This is a genomic window from Halobacteriovorax sp. (genome assembly GCF_048381875.1).
In the GTDB taxonomy this organism is placed as follows: Bacteria; Bdellovibrionota; Bacteriovoracia; order Bacteriovoracales; family Bacteriovoracaceae; genus Halobacteriovorax_A; species Halobacteriovorax_A vibrionivorans.
In genome coordinates, this window is the sequence record NZ_JBLXBP010000001.1 from 1 (window position 1) to 20,100 (window position 20,100).

Sequence of the window (20,100 nt, forward strand, 5' to 3'; positions counted from 1 at the left end):
GCCCGCTAGCGCCAAAGGTAGTGCCAGGGTAACTTGGTGTGAGACTAGGAAGATGCACCTTCTATATAAAAAGCCAGATCAATGATCTGGCTTTTTTTGTTTAAGGTGTCCTGAATGCTCACGTATTCAGTGATCTGGCTTTTTTTTCGTAGGTGTCATTTAGCATGAAGCTAAATGACACCGTACAACCCTGTACGAACGAGCAGGATGCGAGTGAGAGAGGGTTCTTGTTAAGTTAGAGCCTTCAGGTGAACCAACTAAGCAATCCAGAAAACATTTATCGAAGCTTCTTTTCCTCTTATTTTAAAAAGCAGGAGCGATTAATCTTATTATTTATTTAGAATAGAACTAAGCTTTTCAAATACTTCATTAACAGTAATTAAATCCATCATATCGTCTTCTTTGATGCGAAATCGCCATGGGACATCTTCAATTGTTTTATGGAAGTAATGCTCTAAAGCTTTTGGGTATGCATTGATACAATTATGTATTTGGCCATATGGTCCTGTGTACTCTGGAGGAACAGCTGTGTATAGCCCAACCACTGGGGTATTTAAAGCTGCTGCCATATGAGCTGGTCCAGAATCTGGAGCAATAACTAGTTTAGCACTAAGAAATACATTTTTAAGTTCATTAAGAGAGGTTTTGCCGCAAAGGTTTATGATATGAGCGTTGGACTCATTTTCAATTTCATGACAAATATCCTTATCACTTGGAATTCCTGTTAAAACGATAGGAATATCATATTTCTCTTTGATTAGATTTGTTACTTCAATATATCTCTTCGTGGACCATGTTCTTTGAAGAGAAGAAGCCTTGGGATGAATTACAACGTAGTCTCCAAGTGGAAGATTGCCGACAGTTACTTTTTGTATAGGTAAGTTAAATTCAATTTCACTAGAAACAATCCCTAGTTGATCACTGAAGCCGAGAAATGCTTCAACTGAGTGCTCCTTTTTGAAAGGGATACTCTCGTCTATAAAGAACTTTTGTAGATCTCTACCTCGTTTACTATCAAAACCTATTTTCTTTTTGGCCTTAATGAAAGGATAGATGAAGTTTATCCTAAAATTTGCCTGTGCACATAAGAGAACATCAAAGTGATATGGCTCAAAGACACGTTGAAGCTTAAAGTAATCTTTTAGCTTTTTGGGCTTATCGATCTTAATCAGTTCGACATTCTCAATTCCTTCTAATAAAGGTGCAAATGTATTACTTGTAATATAATAGATCTTTGTATTAGGCATTGCTTTGCGGATACGATTTAGCATTGGAAGCGTCCAAATGATATCTCCAAGGGCCGATGTTCGCATGATTGCAATTGATTTAATTTCACTTTGATTCATTGAGATATTATAGAAAATATTTCACAAAAAAGAAAGGCCCACTATTGTGGGCCTTAGAACTTATTTAAATAATTTTTAAATTATTAGAACTTAAGTTGGATACCGGCAGCGGCCATTGTCGCTTCGTTTTGTGTTCCAGCTGTTTCATCAACATCATAAGTAAGAACAGTTAAGCTCATATCAAATTTCTTTGTGAACATATATCTGTAGTGAGCAGCAATTTGTGTATACTCATTTCCAGCATCTTTTTCATCACGTAGTTGATAAGTTACTGCAAATACATTCTTATTCATCGTGTATTGAGCACCTGCATAAGTTCTGTTGATTTCAGTTTTTGTTGCAGCATCATTTTCTTCGATACTGTAAGCAGCATTTAGTTGGAAGTTTCCAAATCCAAACTTAGCTCCAGCTAGAGTGTAAGTGTTATCTTCACCATCTTCTGCCCAAGTGTCATAACCAGCAAATAGGTTCATATCAACTTTACCCATTTGTCTGTCAAACTTAACAAGACCAGTGTAGTGAGTTGGACCATAATCTGCATCAGTAGAGTCGTTATTCATACCGTTATCTCTATCAGTTGAAAGAGAAAAAGTAAGTCCACCAAGGCTTGGTGTCTCATATGACATCATATCTGTTCTTGTACGATATCTCATACCTAGTCTTGATACGGCACCATCAATTCTAGCACTTGCATCAGAACCTGTAATTGAAGCTACTGTTGAGCTAAGAACGTCAGTCTTTAGCATTACATAGTCCATTGGAGTATATGTTTGACCGGCCTTAAATGTACCAATTGAAGTTTTTGCGCCTACGGCCGCTTGACGCATTCTGATTCTATAATCAGTACCGTTAGAGTCCTTTGATGAGTTTAGGCCCATTTCAATTACATAAGTACCTTGGATGTTTTCAACATCCCATTTACCTTTTACACCAAGACGAGTTTCAGAAGAGTCTACATCTGCAAAACCTGAAAATGATGTTCTTCCTGTGCTATCTTGATCAGTGTAAATAGCTGCTTTGTTAATTTTTCCGTAAATAGTTGGCATCTCAATACTCGCTGCCATTGTTGGGATAGCTACAACACATACCGCTGCAGCACTTACGATTTTTTTCATAATTCTCTCCATGAATTTTGTCTTTAATACAAATATTAAAACTAGAGTTCAGTTAATTGGCAAGTTAAATACTTGAAAAATATATAGGTGATTTACCTTGCAAGGCGTGATATAAGTCAGCCTATGGAAAATTCAGAAAATTTAATTTTACTTGGCACTGCAACCCGACCGCATGGAATAAAGGGGGCCTTCGTCTTTAACTTAGAAAATAAAGATAATAGTGTCTTACAAAAAGGTGTTACATTTTTTGCAAAACCACTAAATGGAAGCTCAATTGCTAAGCCTGGAAAAGAATTGACAGTTAAATCGATTTCATTTGGAAATAAAGTATTTGCCTATCTTGAAGGTGTTGATAACAGAAATGTAACTGAAGAAATGTTACCTTTTGAGATCTATGTTGATCGCAGTACATTACCTGAAACAGAAGAGGACGAATTTTATATGGCCGACATTATTGGCCTAGATGTTTTTGACATTGAAAAAGATCAAGTCGTTGGAAAAGTTGTAAAATATTTTGATAACGGTGCACATATTGTTTTAAATACAAAAATTAATGGAAAGCATGTTGATATTCCATTTGTTGATCAGTTTGTTAAACTTGTTAATTTAGAAGAGAATCGTGTGGAATGCTTAATTCCACGTTTAATGTAATGAATAAAATATGGGTAATCACATTATTTCCTCAATTCTTTGATGCTTTCAAAAGTAGCGGAGTCATTGGAAAGTTTTTAGAAAATGAAGTCGAGTTTGAGACTCTTTATCTTGGTGACTTCTCTCCTAAAAGCTTTAAAGGTGTCGATAGTTCTCCTTATGGTGGTGGCCCAGGAATGGTTCTAAGAGCAGATGTTCTTGAAGAGGCCATAAAACATATTTTAAAAACTGAAAAAATCTCTAAAGATGAATTAGAAATTATTTATACTTCTCCTCGAGGTACAGTTTTTAATAATGATAATGCAAAAGATTTAGCGTCTTCATTTCAAGAAAATAGAAAGCAATACGTATTTATATGTGGCCGCTATGAAGGAATTGACGAGCGCTTTATTGAGCAATATGTAACACGAATTTATTCACTTGGTGATTATGTTCTATCAGGTGGAGAACTTGCTGTTATGACTATTACCGATGCAATGCTTAGGTTTTTACCAAAAGCATTAGGTAATGATCAAAGTGCAATTTGTGATTCATTTGAAGATGGACTTATTGAAGGGCCAGTTTATACAAGGCCTTCAAACTTTAATGGTGTGAAAGTACCAAGTGTTTTGACTGAAGGTAATCACAAGCTTATTGATGAATTTAACCAGAATAAGAAATTAGAATTTACAAAAAAGTATAGGCCAGATCTTTATAAGACCTATATGAGAAATAAAGTTTAAGGATATATTAAAGATGAAAGATAATATTTATCTCGGTTTAGTACACCACCCAATTAAAAATAAAAGAGGGGATATTGTTACAACTTCAGTAACAAATCTTGATATACACGATATTGCTAGAAGCTGTCGTACTTTTGGTATGAAGAATTACTTTATTGTGACTCCACTTGAGGCCCAACATAAACTAGTAAAAAGAATACTGGGACACTGGGAGGAAGATGATGCTGGAGTTTATAACCCAGATCGTCAAGATGCGCTGGCAATTGCTCGTCTTGTGAACTCTGTGGAGGAAGGAATCAATAAAATTAAGGAGATAGAAGGTGTTGAGCCTTTAATTTGTGTTACAGGTGCAAATTTCGAGTCAAATAATGGTGTAGAAACTGACCTGATCAATAATGCGCGCCTTGACAAAAGGCCTATCTTCTTGTTATTTGGTACAGGATGGGGTCTCCATGCACAAGTACTCGAACGGGCCCATTTTGCACTTGAACCAATTTTTGGTGGAAGTGCGGATGGATATAATCACCTGTCTGTTCGATCGGCAGTCGCAATCTATTTAGATCGACTGAATAGTGCCTCTGAGTCTTTGAAATAGAATTTACTTAAGAACAACACGGTGTTGGTCCTCTGAGAAGTTCAAGCGTTTTTTAGGAGTTCGTAATGAATTTAGTAGACGTAGTAAATGAAAATTACAAGAACACAAATGTAGAATCTTTCCCAAAGTTTAAAACTGGGGACACAATTGATGTTCACGCAAGAATCACTGAAGGTAACAAATCTCGTATTCAGATTTTCCGTGGTGTATGTATTGCAATGAAAGAAGAAGGTAAACTATCTGGTCACTTCAGAGTTAGAAAAGTTTCTTCTGGAATTGGTGTTGAAAGGGTATTCCCATTTCATTCACCAAATGTAGAAAAGATTGAGATCGTTCAAAAAGGTAAATCTAGAAGATCTAAACTTTACTACCTAAGAGATCGTTCAGGTAAATCTGCACGTATCGCAATTGACTACGATAGAAAGTAATTTAAAAAACTATTTAAGTCATAAAAGGGCCCCTAGAAATAGGGGCCTCTTTATTTGTGAAGCCTATGTTTGAAAAAGAATTCGTCGAAGATCATCAATATATAATTGCAACCGATGAGGTTGGAAGAGGTCCTCTTGCTGGGCCCGTTGTAACTTGTGCTGTTGGTGTACGAGTTGATAATCTTGCAGTCTTAGCAAGTATTTTAAAAGAATACGGTGTTACAGATTCAAAGAAACTTTCTTCAAAGAAAATGGAAAGGATTTTAGAAGAGTTAAATATCTCAACTTTCAAGAAACAAAACTTTCATGATCTATTTGAATATAGCGTCGAAAAGATTACGCCGAAGAAAATAGATGAAGTTAATATTTTTCAAGCATCACTCCTAGGAATGAAAAAGTCCTGTCATAACATTCTAAAACAAGATTCAGTCGTTCTAGTTGATGGAAAGTTTCCTTTTAAGTCAACAAAAGTTAAAGATGTTCATGCTGTAATAAAAGGGGATAGTAAGTCAGTTCTTATAGGGCTTGCCTCCATTATTGCAAAAGTTTTCCGCGATCGACTGATGATAAAGGAAGCTCGAAAATTTCCTTATTACGGATTTGAAAAAAATGCTGGTTATCCTACAGCTGCTCATCGTAAAGCTATCGAAGAATATGGTATTACCCCAATACATCGCAAAACATTTAAAGGGGTAAAGGAATTTGTACAGGAATAATGTATCCAAAGGTCTAAATTTAGAATTAAAAAAATCGACAAAGATTCATAGAGAGGCCATCCCATTATTGATTTGTCCTACAATGCTAAGGCGAGTTGGCTGTGGGCAAGTGGATATTTGTGGCATTTATAAAATTCGAGATACTTTCATCCTAAAAATATTTGAAGTAAAATCGAATGGCCAAATTACTGAACAGCAAAGGCGAAGGCTGTTTTCTAGTGCTAACTTTGTTTCAAGTTTCTTTGAGATGTCTTGCACTGTGTCTATTATTTGATTAAGATTTGGTGAACATTTACCTTGCATCAGGCAAGGCCTTCTTTTACAATTTTTATATGATTAAAAAACTATTCTTAATTACTCTATTTATTTCAACTATTTCAACAAGCTTTCAGGCCCGTGCACAAATGGATCCTAAAGTTAAGATCATTGCCATGAATGCTGGGTATGGAACAGTTGGTGGAGCATTATTGGGAACAGCGGCAATGGCCTTTGGCGGTTCATCTCGCTCAATTGCAATTGGTGCTTCTCTTGGACTATATGCTGGTTTAATTTTTGGTGGTTACATTATTGGATCACACGAATATCGCAAGTATCAAAATCAAGGACCTAATAACGAAAATTATTACTATCCAGATACTCAAGGAAGTCCTTATCAGGACTCAAGTTATCAAGGTGGTGGTTATAATTATCAGGGATCAATAGAGATTAAAGACTTCAGTCAAAAAGGCCCAGCTGAAATTGGTTTTAAGCAAAATAAGCCAGGCCAAGATTTTTATGTAAATTTATTAAATTATCAGTTTTGAAAAGTTCTTTTCTTTTGACCATAGAACTTAGATAGCTCTGTTTCATCAGTTTCAAATTCATTGATTAGAATTTCCATTGCATCAAAATTATAAAGTTTAAAAACTTTTATGAACTCTGGAGCAACGTTAGAGAGCCTAACTTGGTCACGTCTTTTATTTAGACTTCTAATTGTATCAACGAATACTCCAATTCCAGATGAGCCAACGAAGTTAAGGGCCGTAAGGTCAAGCGTGATAGTTGAAGTAGGGTGAGAACTAGTAATTGTTGCTAATTCTTGCTTTAGTGGAATGATATTTTCATAGTCCATACCACCTTCTATATGAACTGTAATATTTCCAGTTGAATCTGTGCGTACTCTTGCTTGCATTGTCATTAAAACTCCTTCTTCAGCATAAAACTACATCGAATATCATTGTAACGCATTGTGCCTTTTAGTTTTAGATGGAAGTTATTTCTTATGTAAGTTATAAATGAATGGAATCACATAATTTATTAGAGAATATATCAATTAAAGAAGGATTATTTCAGTGAAGCTTACTCTAGTATCAACGCCAATTGGGAATTTAAACGATGTATCTGAGAGAATGCGTCAGGCATTTGAGAGTTGTGATATCGTTTTGGCCGAGGATACACGTGTATTTCGTTCTCTATTAAATAAGATTGAAATAGACAGACCAGGTTTAAGAGTTCTCTCTTTCAATGATCATTCCCAAGACAAGCTAGACTTCTATATTGAGCAAATTAGTAACTCTCAATTTCCTATTCTTGTCTCAGATGCTGGTAGTCCTATCGTTTCAGACCCAGGTCATATACTGGTTAAAGAAATATTGGCAAGGGGAGGAGAGGTTACTTCAGTACCTGGCCCTAGTGCTGTAACAGTTGCTCTTGAACTTAGTGGATTTGCTCCTAATCCTTATACTTTTTTTGGATTCCTTCCACGTAAAAAAGGTGAAATATCAAATAAGTTGAAAGTCGCATCTGAGCAGGGGAATACGTCACTCTTTTTTGAATCTCCTCATCGTATTCATTCAACTTTAAAGCAAATATCGCAAGAATTTCCTAAAGCTAATATTTGCATCTGCCGTGAATTAACTAAGAAGTTTGAGGAAGCAATACATTTTAAGGCACAAGATTTTCGTGATGAGCTCGTTACTGCAAAGGGAGAGTTTGTTATTGTTATTGATTGGCCAAAATCTAATTCTTCTAATCTCTCCGCAAGTGGGGAAGTTGCTAAGTTTGCGCAAGCATATTTAGATAAGCAAACGCCAAAGAATCTCGCCAAACTAATAGGAAATGCTCTTGGGAGAAAGACTCAAGACGTTTATCAAGAGTTAACAGGTAAATAGTTTCCATTTTTCAATGTCTTAGTACTAGTAAAAAATTCTAAACCAAGTTAAAATTAAATAAATTGGAGTTAGAATGAATGTGAAAATTATCGGTGGACATGGTGGCGTTTCTCCTGAATGCCGAGCAACATCTTATTTAGTTGATGGAAATTTACTTATTGATGCAGGTTCTGTAGCGACAGGAGTTAGTGTTAGTGATCAGGCAAAAATTGATAATATTCTCATTTCACATTCTCATTTAGATCATATTTCCGATTTGGCATTTCTTGCAGATAATTGTTTTGGCATGAATGATAAGCCTTTTGATATTTGGACTTGTAAAGAAGTTGAAGACAATATCATGAACCATCTTTTTAACGATGCAATTTGGCCTGATTTCACAAAGCTTCCTAGCAAAGAAAGTCCAACGATGAAGTTTCATAATATAGAGTCTGGTGACAGTAGAGAAATTGGTGAATATAAAGTACATGCAATCGAAGTTAATCACTTCGCGGGCTCATTAGGTTTTATTATTGAAAAAAATGGCAAGGCCATTGTCTTCACTCAAGACACTGGCCCAACTGATAAGATTTGGGCAGCGGCAAAGAAGCTTAATAATGTAGTGGCCATATTTTGTGAAGTTAGTTTCCCGAACCGTTTTGAAAAGTTGGCCCTTGATAGTCGTCATCATACAGCACAAACGCTTAAGAAAGAATTATCTAAAATGCCTGGAGATGTTCCTATTTATTTAGGTCATTTAAAACCTAATTATCTAGATGAGCTTTCAAAAGAGATAGAAGAGGTGAATGAATCGGGACGCATTCATATACTATCTTCAGATAATAAGGAATTTTCTTTTTAAAGAGATAATTTTCTAGTCAAAATATTTTCATTCATGAGATATCTTTACTGTGAAGAGTCCAATCGATAAAAGACATTTATCATCTAAGCAAGAAGAGGTTTTTCTTACTCGGCTTATTAACTTATGTGGTAAAGAGAACTTTCGCCCAAAACTTGATCATATACGATCTTATCTTTCCCTAGATCGAAAAGCTATCGAAGAGAAATCCAAGGTTATCATTATTGGTGGAACTAACGGTAAAGGTGAAACATCGCATTGTTTAAACGCTTTACTTAATAGTGAAGGACTTAAAAGTTGTCTTTGGACATCTCCTCATGTCAATTCAATAACAGAAAGATTTCGCTATTGTAGCTCTAATATTTCTATTGAAGAATTAATTGAACTTCTTGATAAATATGAAGAGGATATAATTCGTCTTCAATTATCTTTTTATGAGGCTTTATTTGTCTTATTTATAAAATATGTAGTAAGTCTGGATATTGACTATCTAATTCTTGAAGTTGGTCTTGGTGGCCGTTTTGATGCTACGAATATTTTTACAAAACCAGTTGCGGCCATTACTTCAATTGGGCTAGACCACACCCAAATACTGGGATCAACCCTTAAGGAAATTTTATTTGAAAAGTATGGAATAACTAGGATAAGTGGACGATTATTCGAAAATATCGAACAAAAGTTTCTAAAAGATATTCTATGCAATTGGTGTGATCGAGACTCTATTGATTGTATATCTGTTAGCAATGAGTCAGAAACTGATTTTCAAGTACGAAACCGTCAGATGGCCATGGCCCTATTTTCACATATTACTGGAATCACTAAAATCAATGACGATTTCAAGTGGCCTATAACTCCAGGAAGAGGTGATCATATTGATTTTGGAGAGTTTGAATTTACTTTCTTTGGTGCCCATAATTTACTAGGTCATCAAAAGTTACTGCAAAGTTTAAACGATACAAATAAAGTTCAATATGATGTTCTAATAAGCTTTTCAAGTGGAAGACAAGATCAAATTAAGAGTATTCTAAAGCTCTATAAAACATATCCATGTATTGTGAAGTCAGTTAATATTTTAGAATTTCAACACGAGCGCGCTCTAAGCTCTGCCCAGATAAAAAAGGAGCTTCAGAGTGAAACAAAAGTATATGAAATGCACAATTTTCTCGATACAATATTAGGTATTAATGAGGAAATTGAATCTAATAAATATAGTGCTTCTAGCACAGCAGATATGCCACAAAATATCCAACTTCAAACACGCAACATTCTTGTGGTTGGTTCCTACTACTTTATTGCTGATATGCAAAAGTATCTTAATATTAGGAAGTAGTCATTCTCATGCAGCAACTCCAAAAGTTTTAGCATTTGGAGAAAATGATGAAGTCCAAATTTTATCAGATAAGGCCTACCGAAAAAGTAGTGACAACTCTTATGAAGCCCACGGAAATGTTATTATTAAACTCGGTACAGATACGGTTTATGGAGAAAAGGCGAGTATCTCTCTTGGCACTGGCCTAGGAAAAATCTGGGGAAATGTTCGTTATACAGGTGCTAAATTTAATCTATATGGTACAGAGATTTCTTATTCATTAAAAAAGGCTGAATTTAAAGTCAAGAATGCAAAGCTTGTTGATGAGAGTTTTGTTCTTCGTGGGAAAGAAATTGTTCGAAAAAATAGTGGTGTCTTCACTGCCAAGGAAGCTGAATTTACAACTTGTAAAGATTGCCCTGAATCTTGGAGTATTCAAGGTCAAGAAGTAACAGTTGTCCCTGATGATTATATTTCAATGAAGCACACATTCATTAAGATCAATGGTGTAATCATTGTTTATATTCCTTATATCGCATTACCAATTAGAAAGGTTAGGGAGTCTGGTCTTTTATTTCCTACAATTGGTTTAGACTTTGATGAAGGATTCTTCTTTAGACAACCTATCTTTTGGGCCATTAATGAGAATAGTGATATGACTTTTTCTCCTACTGTCTATGGGCGAAGAGGAAATGGTCTTGAACTCGAGTATCGTAATAACTTAGGGAAGTTTTCTAACTTTGAATTTGAATCAAGAACCGTAAATGACAAAATATGGCAGCCTGGAAAACTAGATATTGAAGCAAGTGGTGAAGACGAAATTCGTGGTGCATATGAATTAAATTATTTCTACCATCCTAATAATAATATTTCTTTCTTAGCAAACTCCACTTACTTATCGGACTTAGATATTCAAAGTGATTATGAAGAATATTTTGATAAAGATATCTATATGGGTAATGAAAAGGGTACGACTGTTTCTACAGACTATATGGGTGACTCTGTACTCATTAATCTTTATTCAAGCTTTATGAGTAACTCTATTTTTAGTGACCCTGAAGAATTTGACTCAAGCTATGTACAAAATACTTTATCTCTTGGGATAGGTCATAAGCCTTTTAATATCTTAAACTCTAAAGGCCTTCTTTCGAAGATCAATTTCTATCAAAATTTAAAATTTGATTATTTTAAACAAGATGTTGTTCAAGAAAATAACTACTACCGTAATATTCAACGATTCGACTATAACCCAACCTTAGAATTTGTATTTAAACCAATTTTTAATCTAAATCTAAAATTTGAAGCTGGACTAGATGCTCAATACTACATCTTGCCAACAGAAAAAAGTGACAAACAAAATGGATATAAATACGGAAATTACGTAAATACATCGATATGGTTTGATATTGAAAAAGTATATGGAAGGGCCTTCATTCAGGAAGAAGTTATTCAACCTGTTTTTGTAGAAGATGATGAAAGAAACTTAATCGCAAAAATCCCGAGTACAGAAAAGGAAGAGCTTAGTGTAAGGAAATTATACCGTTCTTCTTATAAGCATAGTATAAAGCTTGGTTTGAATCACTTCTATTATAATTCTCAAAAATATCGTGGTAATGCCGCTTTAGGTAACCAGTTTGCATTATTACAAGATGATGGCCGTTTTGATGAAAGAGATATTATTCGTGGACGAAACAATACTCTTGAAGATGTTTCAACAAGAACGGATTTACCTGAATCAAATACAATTGAATTTGTGTTTAATAATAACTTTCTTAAGAAAACACCTAAAGCAAATTATGAGATGTTTAAAAACTTTAATTATCAACTTGATAATTATGATTATAAGAAAGTTGCCTGGTTTAATATTTCTCAAGGTTTAATTCTAGAAGATGAAACAAATAAAGAACTTACAACAAGTGAGAGGCTAACTCGTCTTGCAATCATGGGTGGATTAAATTTTGATAAATTTCAATTCAACTTATCAGAATATTACTTCCATACAGAAAGTAAGCATATAACGCAATTATCACTATCTCAGAGTATGGATCGTTTCGAGTATAAAATTGGCTTAAATTATGACTCTTTTGCTTCCGAGCGACGTTACTTTACGGCCGATATTGACTTTGAACTAAATGATACATTTTCTTTTAGAACAGGGTATTATTACGACATCGACTTAGAAAGAATGTATGAGTCATATATTGGTTCCCGATATAATCCACTTAATAACTGTTGGGTTTTTGATGTTGAATATCGTCAAAAAGATGAATATGTAAATAATAAACTAAAGCTTGATCGATCGATCGCACTAAAAATTCTAATTAATTATAATGCGAAGAATTTTGATTCAGTATTTGGGGTCACGCTGTGAGAATTATCTTCGTTGATTTTGAAGATAGTTTTACAAATAATATTATATCCTACCTTTCTCTTTGGAAATCTTGTGAGATAGAAGTCATTAATTTTAGAGATCTCAAAAGACATGACCTTGTTAATCAAAATATTATTTTAGGTCCAGGACCAGGACACCCAAGTGAGTATATTGATTTCTTTAAACAAAATAATTTAGAGTTAAAAGCTAATCTTAAAAAGGCGAGACGAATTGTAGGAATCTGCCTTGGACATCAACTTGTTTTAAGTTCTCTTTATCAATGCACAATCAATAGAAGTAAGTATCCAATTCATGGCAGAACTGTGAAACCTAAAGACTTAGGACTATTGTCTGGTATTGTAGAGGAGACAAATGATATCAATTTACAGCGCTACAATTCTTTATATGTCGAAGTAAATAGTGAAAACTCATTACTTAAGCAAACTAAATTGATATTTGATAATAATAATGAATTATTAATGGCCTACGAGGATGAACGTATATTTACGATGCAATTTCATCCTGAATCAGTAGGAACTTCTTGCTCAGAAAGCATCTTTCAAGCAATAGAGCGCTTTTTCGTGTAGAATTGACTTGATGAATATTGTTCTTGATGGAATCTATGACAAAAGAAGCTTACAAGTTGCCAAAACATTGGCAAAGGGTTGCTATGGTTTTGACTTTAGGCCTCGAAGCTTCAATTTCATTCAAGGATATGTGCTAGAAGAACTTTTAAATGCACATGATTTAAAACAAGACGATATTGTTGAATTACACTTTGAAAATGATTCTGAATTCATCATTAAATCTATAATTGATACAGTTGAAAAGTATCATCCAAAAGTTCGCTTAAACTTCGGTTTAAGTAGTAACCATGATAAGAAAATATTAGAAGCCTTTAATCGCGCATTTTCTATTACATTTGATGAGAAAGATAATTTAGTCTATGAGAAGATTTCGTCTCCTTTATGTCAAAGTGTCGTTCTCAATTATGAGTTCTTACATTCGATGGCCGATAAAGGATTATTGAATTCATTTATTGTTAATTTCTATTCTAAGGTTATGAGAGTAAAGAATGAAAAATTTCAACTTGGGATTAAGTTAAATTGGAATTCAAATATCTCAATGAGTGTTATCGAGTCCCTTGATCCAGACTATTTAAAGTTTGAAATCAATTCACAAGTTGAACGCTGTTACCGTAATATCGATGCTCCTAAGTTATCAGAATATATAGAGTATGCAAGAAAGACGCTTGCTATTTAGCAAAATTTAATTAATAAGAAGTTATGAATATTTTACTTTCAAATGACGATGGATACGCTGCTGAAGGAATTCAGTGCCTTTATGAAACTCTAAAAGACATTGCTAATGTTGTTATCGTGGCACCAAGCCATGAGAGATCAGCAACGTCTCAGGCCCTAACGTTACACGACCCAATCAGGGTTGATAAAATCAATGATTATACATTTAGTTGTTCAGGTTATCCGGCCGATAGTGTTTTATTGGGGATAAATTCCGTATTAGATTATAGGCCAGATCTCGTTATTTCTGGAATTAACCATGGTGCAAACCTTGGTCAAGACATTTACTACTCTGGTACAGTAGGAGCTGCGAGACAGGCCGTATTTCAAGGCATAAGTGCTATTGCTGTCTCGACTGTCATGAGCTCGCAGGATGAAAGTAAGCACTTTCAAACAGCGGCCAATATCATTAAAGATCTTATTACCAATAAGAAAGAGCAATTACTTTCAATGCCTGATTGCTCGTTATTAAATATCAATGTTCCAAATTTATGTCATACGCAAGTAGGTGATATTAAATGGACTAGACCTCAAATGCGCCGATATACAGAAGAAGTTGTCGAAAGGCTTGACCAAAAAGGTCGACAATATTACTGGATTGGAGGAGCTCCTACAGAGGTCGATCCTCACCACACTTCAGACATTCATGCAGTTATGAACGGAAATATTTCCTTTTCCTTCCTAAACCTTTTGAATTTTTCGTCCGATGTATTCAATGAATGGGCGGCAAAAATTACCGACTAATTTAGTTAAGTAGACTAAAATAGACGACTTGTCCTCATTCAAACTTAACGAATGAGGACAGATGAGAAAGCTTTCTTTTTACTTATTATTTATTCTTACAGTGCTAAGTTGTTCGACCTTAAAGAATGGCCGCTATATAAAATTAACTTCTAATTATAGTGCAAAGAAATTAGCAAATATTTTCAATATTCCCCAATGGCAAATTGAAGAGTTTAACAAGAATGCTTCTTTTAAAAAGGGCGAGACTATTTTCTTACCTTATAAACGAGGTATCATGATTAATCGAATTGAAGGGCGTAGTATTTCTTCAATTGATTATTCTAGACTTAAATCATCTTCACGATTCTTATGGCCGGTTCCATCTTCTAAGAAAGTGTCCTCAGGCTTTGGTCACAGATGGGGGAGACCTCATGAAGGAATTGATATTGCTGCAAGAAAAGGAACATATATTGTTTCAGCTGACTCTGGTGTTGTTGTTTATAGTGGCAGAAAGTCTGGATATGGAAATATCGTAGTGGTTTCACACGCAGGAGGACTTTTTACGATCTATGCTCATAATCATAAGAACTATGCTAGAAAAGGCCAAAAGGTTTCTCGAGGGCAAGTTATTGCTGCTGTGGGAAATACAGGTAAATCAACAGGTGATCACTTACATTTTGAAGTTCGTTATGACTCCAAGGCCTTTGATCCACTAAGCTTTTTTCACAGACACTAGATCTAGTAGCTTAAAGTACATAATGGCCGTATTAACAGCATCTTCTAAGGCCGTGTGCGCGACGTCGCCCATTTTCAAGTACTTCATTAACTTTGAACCTGATTCACACTCTGCTGGAATGAAACCCATGTCGATAAGCCCATATGCAATACAAGAAAGGTCTAATTGACGGTGCTCAAAGTATTTTCTCATAAACTCCCATCCTAGATCTCTATTAAGAAAAGGAAGATCAATGGCACTCATAGACTTTCCAAATAAAGTTATTTTCTTATCTCCAAAGTATTCTTTCACTTCTTCGGATTCAAGGTATTTTGAAAGTTCTTCTTTAAAAGACTCAATTGTAATACCATCACTATGTGCCTTTTCAATTAATTCTTTATTATGATCAATAACCCATTTGTTTAAATTTGGTTTGAGCTCTTCAAAACTAGGGCATTTTATATAGAAGTGCTTTTCTAATTCGTGATTAATTTTCTTTGTTTTGGCACAGAAGGGAACCATTGCAAATTCGATGATTAAGTCTTTTTCCTCAAGACCAGTGGCCTCAATATCAAATGAAAGATAGCGCATGGATTTATCCCTTTGTTATAAGTATGTGATTGTTATTATTGAATTATACTTCGTAATAATATCTTTTACCAGTACATTGCAAGCGAGAAGTCCTTCGTTAATGGTACATAATTGACAGACTTTCTCGCCGTCACAACTAGAGGCGATTGGAAAGTTATGCGATCTTAAAAACTCTAGTATAGTTAAGTCCAATGAAGCCTTATCGTTAACTTCAATAACCCATTTCTTTTTGGATGCTTGTCCATATAAAGTTATCAATTGCATTTTAATTGCTTGTTTCTTGGGTCATTGAAAGTGCTAAGGAACTCACCTTGCTCTAAAATTGTGAGTCTCCCAAGGCTTGGTATGTAGTATTGGGCCTCTTTATTATTTTTAACACGATTTATACCATAGATTTCAGAGACTTTTCTTTTTGGATTAGTCAGCATTAATGATCTTTTTGTATCCATAAAGTCTTTTGCATTTGTGACTTGTGAGTGTGAGTTTATTAGTCGGTTTAGAACCTGGGCATTATATGTTATGCCATTCATAAACAAGAAAATAGAATGGTTACGTTGGTCCTTTGTCATACATGCAGCAGTGTAGCTGTCATTGTTGGATTTTTGAAAAAGAAATTCGTTAATTGAATTGTCTACTTTAGGAACAGATGAAGTAACACCAATAATATAATTATTCTTGTCTTTATAGTGTGAGAATATATTATGATAAGCTTTTTCTGGTTTCTTTAAGATCATAATATCAGCATTAAACACTTTAGAATCAAATGAGCAGCTATAATTATCTCTTGTAAAGAGATGAGCAGAGGTCAAGTTTGTTTTATTCTTTGTTGGAGAAGCTTTTCGTTTTAAAAGATTATAGTCTTTTAAGTAGTCAAGACGACGAAAGAGTTCGTTCTCTCTTATTCCCTGTGCTCCTCTAAAATACATTTTTTTCAATGGTTTTGATTTGAATAATTGGGCCTGGTTGTTTTTAATGAATTCTTCTAATGATCTTGAAGCATAGACGTATTCACTTATATTTTTTTCTACTAAATTCAGTCGTGATTTTAAAGAGATTGGCTTTTTTAATTGTTGTGCCAACTCATTTAGTGCAGCTATAAATGAGAACTCGTAAGTCTCATCTGGAATACTGTTGATAAAAATTTCTTTACCATTAATCTTTGCAAAGAATAGAGTATGTGAATTTAAATTTGTAGAGTGTGGCGAAAGATAGAGTTGGGCCAAACTAAAATTTAGTATCTGATTTCGATATTGTGAAGAGTTACTCTTAGCACTAATCAATTTCTGGGCCTCTGAGATATTTCGAGGGTTTTCCAAAAGATAATTTGATTTTGACTCTATTATTGGACAGACCGTATTTAAACTTTGTGTATCGTTTAACTTCTTTTCAACCTCTGAACAGCCTATTAAAAAAAAGAAGCTTACTAGTGAGAGAATTAAAGTGAATTTTTTTCTATGCTTTGTAATTCTCATTTTTATGAAACTCTTCATGTTCTTCGTAGTAAATTTCTAAATCATCATTTTCATTCTTTTTTATATTAGTGCTAATTGTTTCTTTTAAATCAGAAATAATCTTTGTTAGATTCTCTTCTTTTCCAAATAGCTCAATGATAATCCATAATCCTCTTTCATTTACTGCCGTATGTTTGATATTAAATGGAATATTTTTCCTGTTTAGCGTCTTCGTAACTAGGTCAAAGGCCTGTTCTTGATATGGTGTCGAGCGCTGTGGTGGAGTTGGTATAAAATAAGTAAAAGTTTGCTTATGTTTATTCCTGTTGAAAATACTCATCTATTCCTCTTAAGTTTGTGTGATCACGTCTAATTATAAACTTCCTTTATGGTAAATGGAAATGTTTACCCATTTATTTTTTTTCTGATTTTTTCATTATTGTGCGTTATAATTTAATTGTCGACAGGATGTCGTAGCAAGAGATAGGCATGAAGCCGAAAAATTGGAGGGCCAGTTGCAGGGCCCTCTTTTTTTATCTAATTTATTCAATAAATATATCTGAAGAAAAATCCTTATTAAGACTTTCAATTGTTACATTAGAAGCTAGTTCTAAAGCTTTAAACTTTTTCTTTTCAATTTTAAAGCTACCGTAGTCTGTTACTACATAGTGAACGACATTCTTTCCTGTTAAAGGAAGTTCGCATAATGGAAGAAGTTTTGGCTTTCCTGACTTACTATAATGTTTCATCATAACGATTAAATTCTTAGCGCCATTTACAAGATCCATTGCACCACCCATACCAGTGATTTTCTTTCCTGGTATTTTCCAATTTGCAAGTGAACCTTCAATATCAACTTCCATACCACCCAAGACACAGAAGTCTATATGTCCACCACGTATCATTCCAAAACTCATTGAACTGTCAAAAAAGCTTGCTCCTTTTTCAACAGTAATAGTTTCTTTTCCAGCATTAATAAGAGTGGCCGAAACATTGTCTTTTATTGGAGAGTCTCCAACTCCAAGAACGCCATTTTCACTATGAATAATAAATGGGTGATCCTTAGGTAGTTGATCTGGGATAACCGTTGGGAGACCAATTCCTAAATTGATTGTTGAATTCTTATCAAAGAGCTTAATAACTTGTTTTGCCATTTCTTCTTTTGTCCACATGATTTACTCCTTAACCTTTAAGAACTCTATTGCATTCTCATAATTACTTCCAAGATATACACGTTGAACGAAGACTCCTGGAATATGGACATCCTCAGGCCTTATATCTCCAAGAGCAACAATCTCTTCAACTTCTACAATCGTCGTCTTTGCTGCCATTGCCATTAGGGGAGAGAAGTTTCTAGCAGTTTCTTTGAACCAGAGGTTTCCATATGGATCGGCCTTTTGGGCTTTGATTATTGCAAAGTCTGCATGAAGAGCATGCTCTAAAATACATGGCCTATCAAATTCTTTAATATCTTTTCCTTCTGCGACTTCTGTACCATATCCTGTTGGTGTATAAAAAGCTCGAATACCCATACCTGCGGCACGGATTCTTTCGCTTAACGTACCTTGTGGGATCAGTTCAATTTCAATTTTTCCAGATAACATGGCCTCTTCAAGGTCAGGATTCCCTCCTACGTAACTACAATATCCTTTAGAGATCATATTCTTTTTTAAAAGTTTTACTAGGCCTCTTCCTGAGTTTCCAATATTATTTGAAACAACTTTTAGGTCTTTGAGGTTTGTTGTGGATAAGTAGTTAATTGAGTTTTCTGGAATACCACATAGGCCAAATCCACCACTCATAATAGTACTTCCATCTGTGATATCACTTAAAGCCTCTTTGGCATTGTCATATATTTTACTATACATAAGCTTCCTTATTTATTTTGTATTATATTTAAAAGTTTCTCTAAACAATCTTCTAGAAGGTCATTAGGGTAGTTAAGGTAGGGACATAAAATAATCATATTCCTAGTTGTATTGATATATAAACCATTATTTAAACAATTCTCCCAAAATACTCTCATGTCTTCATTTGTATTGAGTTCAATTGCCATTAGCATTCCAATACTTCTAACTTCTGAGACCGAATCTAGTTTTATAAGTTTATCTTTGAAGTGACTCAAAAGATTAATATTTTCTTTTAAAGTATTTTGGAAGTTAGCATCTTTTGTAAGATTTAGAACTTCATCTAAAAGGCGAAGGCCAATTGGATGGGAGGCATTAGTCAATCCACAAGATAGAACCTCACTGTCAAAGAAAGATGCAATATCTTCAGAAACAAATGTTGCGCCAAACGGAAAATATCCACCTGATATAGATTTTGCAAATGTAATAAAGTCAGGCTTAATTGGATAATTTTGAAAACCAAAGTCTTTTCCTGTTCTACCGAAACCACAAATTACTTCATCTAGAATTATTTTTATATCATTGGTGCGACATACTTTTTCTAGTTCAATATAATAAGACACTGGAGGAATATAGACACCATTTCCACCGGTAATAGTCTCAAGGCAAATTGCTGCAATGTTATCTGCGCCAATATCTTTAATTATCTTTTTCGTTATTTCTAGGTCAGGATCATTATAAAAATTAGGGATAAAGGCCTGTCCTGGAGCGGACGTTCCTAATGCATCTCTACGCCAATCACCAGAAAGGGCAAGTGAGCCAGAAGTTGCTCCGTGATATGAATTCTCACAAGAAAGAATAATTTCCCTTTTAGTAAATTGCCTTACTATCTTTAGAGCATTCTCATTGGACTCTGCCCCTGAAAGGGTGTAGAAAATACGTCCATCAAAACCAATTCTATCAACTAGCTTCTGTGACACTTCTGTTTTTAAAGTGAATTCTGTTTTCGGTATGGCCATTGGGATTTCATTAAGCTGATGGATTAAGGCATCGATTAATTGTTTATTTTTAAGACCAAATGATTGATGGTAACTTCCTGATGAAAGATCAAATATTTTATCATCACTTGGAGTTGTATAACCCCATTCGAAAGTGTCTTTTAGCTCAATTACTTTGGGGTTATTTTGATTTGACCAAGTATGAAAATATTTTCGATGCCCCATTTAAATCT

At 34.4% G+C, this 20,100-nt stretch carries 24 protein-coding genes; 14 read left to right on the forward strand and 10 right to left on the reverse strand.

Translation table 11 applies throughout. The features are described from left to right. Positions 1 to 329: 329 nt before the first annotated feature. On the reverse strand, positions 330 to 1,346 hold the full coding sequence (locus ACN5L8_RS00005) for a glycosyltransferase family 9 protein (RefSeq protein ID WP_419171933.1): 1,017 nt from the start codon (positions 1,344 to 1,346) through the stop codon (positions 330 to 332). 83 nt (positions 1,347 to 1,429) lie between these two features. Continuing rightward, a complete protein-coding gene (locus ACN5L8_RS00010) occupies positions 1,430 to 2,461 on the reverse strand; it encodes a porin (protein WP_158536936.1) in 1,032 nt (343 codons plus the stop codon). A gap of 123 nt (positions 2,462 to 2,584) precedes the next feature. On the opposite strand from ACN5L8_RS00010, the gene rimM reads away from it, so the two are divergent. The 6 genes from rimM (at position 2,585) to ACN5L8_RS00040 (ending at position 6,376) form a co-directional block, all read left to right on the forward strand. After that, the gene (gene rimM / locus ACN5L8_RS00015) at positions 2,585 to 3,112 is read left to right on the forward strand and encodes a ribosome maturation factor RimM (RefSeq protein ID WP_412473249.1); all 528 of its coding nucleotides are present in this window, start codon (positions 2,585 to 2,587) and stop codon (positions 3,110 to 3,112) included. Then, positions 3,112 to 3,834 carry a tRNA (guanosine(37)-N1)-methyltransferase TrmD gene (gene trmD, locus ACN5L8_RS00020; protein ID WP_158536935.1) on the forward strand — a complete coding sequence of 241 codons (723 nt, stop codon included), beginning with the start codon at positions 3,112 to 3,114 and terminating at the stop codon, positions 3,832 to 3,834. The genes rimM and trmD overlap by 1 nt, the downstream gene beginning before the upstream one ends. Positions 3,835 to 3,847: 13 nt before the next feature. Further along, positions 3,848 to 4,429: an RNA methyltransferase gene (locus ACN5L8_RS00025; RefSeq protein WP_115363961.1), complete on the forward strand. Its 582-nt coding sequence runs from the start codon at positions 3,848 to 3,850 to the stop codon at positions 4,427 to 4,429. A gap of 65 nt (positions 4,430 to 4,494) precedes the next feature. Then, the gene (gene rplS, locus ACN5L8_RS00030) at positions 4,495 to 4,857 is read left to right on the forward strand and encodes a 50S ribosomal protein L19 (protein ID WP_115363959.1); all 363 of its coding nucleotides are present in this window, start codon (positions 4,495 to 4,497) and stop codon (positions 4,855 to 4,857) included. 65 nt (positions 4,858 to 4,922) lie between these two features. Continuing rightward, positions 4,923 to 5,573 (forward strand): ribonuclease HII, encoded by a 651-nt coding sequence (locus ACN5L8_RS00035; RefSeq protein ID WP_419171934.1) that lies wholly within the window; start codon positions 4,923 to 4,925, stop codon positions 5,571 to 5,573. 332 nt (positions 5,574 to 5,905) lie between these two features. After that, complete coding sequence (locus ACN5L8_RS00040; RefSeq protein ID WP_115363953.1) at positions 5,906 to 6,376, forward strand: hypothetical protein; 471 nt, start codon at positions 5,906 to 5,908, stop codon at positions 6,374 to 6,376. On the opposite strand, the gene ACN5L8_RS00045 is transcribed toward ACN5L8_RS00040, so the two are convergent. Continuing rightward, the gene (locus ACN5L8_RS00045) at positions 6,367 to 6,750 is read right to left on the reverse strand and encodes an STAS domain-containing protein (protein ID WP_120404642.1); all 384 of its coding nucleotides are present in this window, start codon (positions 6,748 to 6,750) and stop codon (positions 6,367 to 6,369) included. The genes ACN5L8_RS00040 and ACN5L8_RS00045 overlap by 10 nt on opposite strands. Positions 6,751 to 6,904: 154 nt before the next feature. On the opposite strand from ACN5L8_RS00045, the gene rsmI reads away from it, so the two are divergent. The 8 genes from rsmI (at position 6,905) to ACN5L8_RS00085 (ending at position 15,001) form a co-directional block, all read left to right on the forward strand. Further along, positions 6,905 to 7,723 (forward strand): 16S rRNA (cytidine(1402)-2'-O)-methyltransferase, encoded by an 819-nt coding sequence (rsmI, locus tag ACN5L8_RS00050; RefSeq protein WP_419171935.1) that lies wholly within the window; start codon positions 6,905 to 6,907, stop codon positions 7,721 to 7,723. Between the two features lie 73 nt (positions 7,724 to 7,796). After that, the gene (locus ACN5L8_RS00055) at positions 7,797 to 8,564 is read left to right on the forward strand and encodes a 3',5'-cyclic-nucleotide phosphodiesterase (RefSeq protein ID WP_334678709.1); all 768 of its coding nucleotides are present in this window, start codon (positions 7,797 to 7,799) and stop codon (positions 8,562 to 8,564) included. A 49-nt stretch (positions 8,565 to 8,613) separates the two neighbouring features. Then, on the forward strand, positions 8,614 to 9,891 hold the full coding sequence (locus ACN5L8_RS00060; RefSeq protein ID WP_419171936.1) for a hypothetical protein: 1,278 nt from the start codon (positions 8,614 to 8,616) through the stop codon (positions 9,889 to 9,891). After that, a complete protein-coding gene (locus ACN5L8_RS00065) occupies positions 9,854 to 12,241 on the forward strand; it encodes an LPS-assembly protein LptD (protein WP_120404646.1) in 2,388 nt (795 codons plus the stop codon). The genes ACN5L8_RS00060 and ACN5L8_RS00065 overlap by 38 nt, the downstream gene beginning before the upstream one ends. Further along, positions 12,238 to 12,828 carry an aminodeoxychorismate/anthranilate synthase component II gene (locus tag ACN5L8_RS00070; protein ID WP_162929583.1) on the forward strand — a complete coding sequence of 197 codons (591 nt, stop codon included), beginning with the start codon at positions 12,238 to 12,240 and terminating at the stop codon, positions 12,826 to 12,828. Before ACN5L8_RS00065 ends, ACN5L8_RS00070 begins: the two co-directional genes overlap by 4 nt. A 10-nt stretch (positions 12,829 to 12,838) precedes the next feature. After that, positions 12,839 to 13,504, forward strand: a complete 666-nt coding sequence (locus ACN5L8_RS00075; protein WP_419171937.1) for a hypothetical protein — start codon at positions 12,839 to 12,841, stop codon at positions 13,502 to 13,504. Positions 13,505 to 13,527: 23 nt separating this feature from the next. Beyond that, positions 13,528 to 14,286, forward strand: a complete 759-nt coding sequence (gene surE, locus ACN5L8_RS00080) for a 5'/3'-nucleotidase SurE (RefSeq protein WP_115363938.1) — start codon at positions 13,528 to 13,530, stop codon at positions 14,284 to 14,286. Between the two features lie 61 nt (positions 14,287 to 14,347). After that, the gene (locus tag ACN5L8_RS00085; RefSeq protein ID WP_115363936.1) at positions 14,348 to 15,001 is read left to right on the forward strand and encodes a M23 family metallopeptidase; all 654 of its coding nucleotides are present in this window, start codon (positions 14,348 to 14,350) and stop codon (positions 14,999 to 15,001) included. Here ACN5L8_RS00085 and ACN5L8_RS00090 read toward each other — a convergent pair. From ACN5L8_RS00090 to ACN5L8_RS00120, 7 genes are all read right to left on the reverse strand, one after another. Then, on the reverse strand, positions 14,978 to 15,571 hold the full coding sequence (locus tag ACN5L8_RS00090; protein ID WP_334678704.1) for an exonuclease domain-containing protein: 594 nt from the start codon (positions 15,569 to 15,571) through the stop codon (positions 14,978 to 14,980). The two genes, ACN5L8_RS00085 and ACN5L8_RS00090, sit on opposite strands and share 24 nt — an antisense overlap. 15 nt (positions 15,572 to 15,586) lie before the next feature. Next, positions 15,587 to 15,835, reverse strand: coding sequence for a hypothetical protein (locus tag ACN5L8_RS00095; protein WP_419171938.1), 249 nt, complete (start codon positions 15,833 to 15,835; stop codon positions 15,587 to 15,589). Beyond that, a complete protein-coding gene (locus ACN5L8_RS00100; RefSeq protein WP_334678702.1) occupies positions 15,826 to 17,043 on the reverse strand; it encodes a hypothetical protein in 1,218 nt (405 codons plus the stop codon). Before ACN5L8_RS00100 ends, ACN5L8_RS00095 begins: the two co-directional genes overlap by 10 nt. Next, the gene (locus ACN5L8_RS00105; RefSeq protein ID WP_115363927.1) at positions 17,024 to 17,362 is read right to left on the reverse strand and encodes a hypothetical protein; all 339 of its coding nucleotides are present in this window, start codon (positions 17,360 to 17,362) and stop codon (positions 17,024 to 17,026) included. The genes ACN5L8_RS00100 and ACN5L8_RS00105 overlap by 20 nt, the downstream gene beginning before the upstream one ends. A 202-nt stretch (positions 17,363 to 17,564) precedes the next feature. Next, positions 17,565 to 18,194 (reverse strand): 3-oxoacid CoA-transferase subunit B, encoded by a 630-nt coding sequence (locus ACN5L8_RS00110; protein WP_419171939.1) that lies wholly within the window; start codon positions 18,192 to 18,194, stop codon positions 17,565 to 17,567. Positions 18,195 to 18,197: 3 nt separating this feature from the next. Next, positions 18,198 to 18,890: a CoA transferase subunit A gene (locus ACN5L8_RS00115; protein ID WP_115363923.1), complete on the reverse strand. Its 693-nt coding sequence runs from the start codon at positions 18,888 to 18,890 to the stop codon at positions 18,198 to 18,200. 8 nt (positions 18,891 to 18,898) lie between these two features. Next, positions 18,899 to 20,092 carry an aminotransferase class III-fold pyridoxal phosphate-dependent enzyme gene (locus ACN5L8_RS00120; protein ID WP_419171940.1) on the reverse strand — a complete coding sequence of 398 codons (1,194 nt, stop codon included), beginning with the start codon at positions 20,090 to 20,092 and terminating at the stop codon, positions 18,899 to 18,901. Positions 20,093 to 20,100 lie beyond the last annotated feature (8 nt).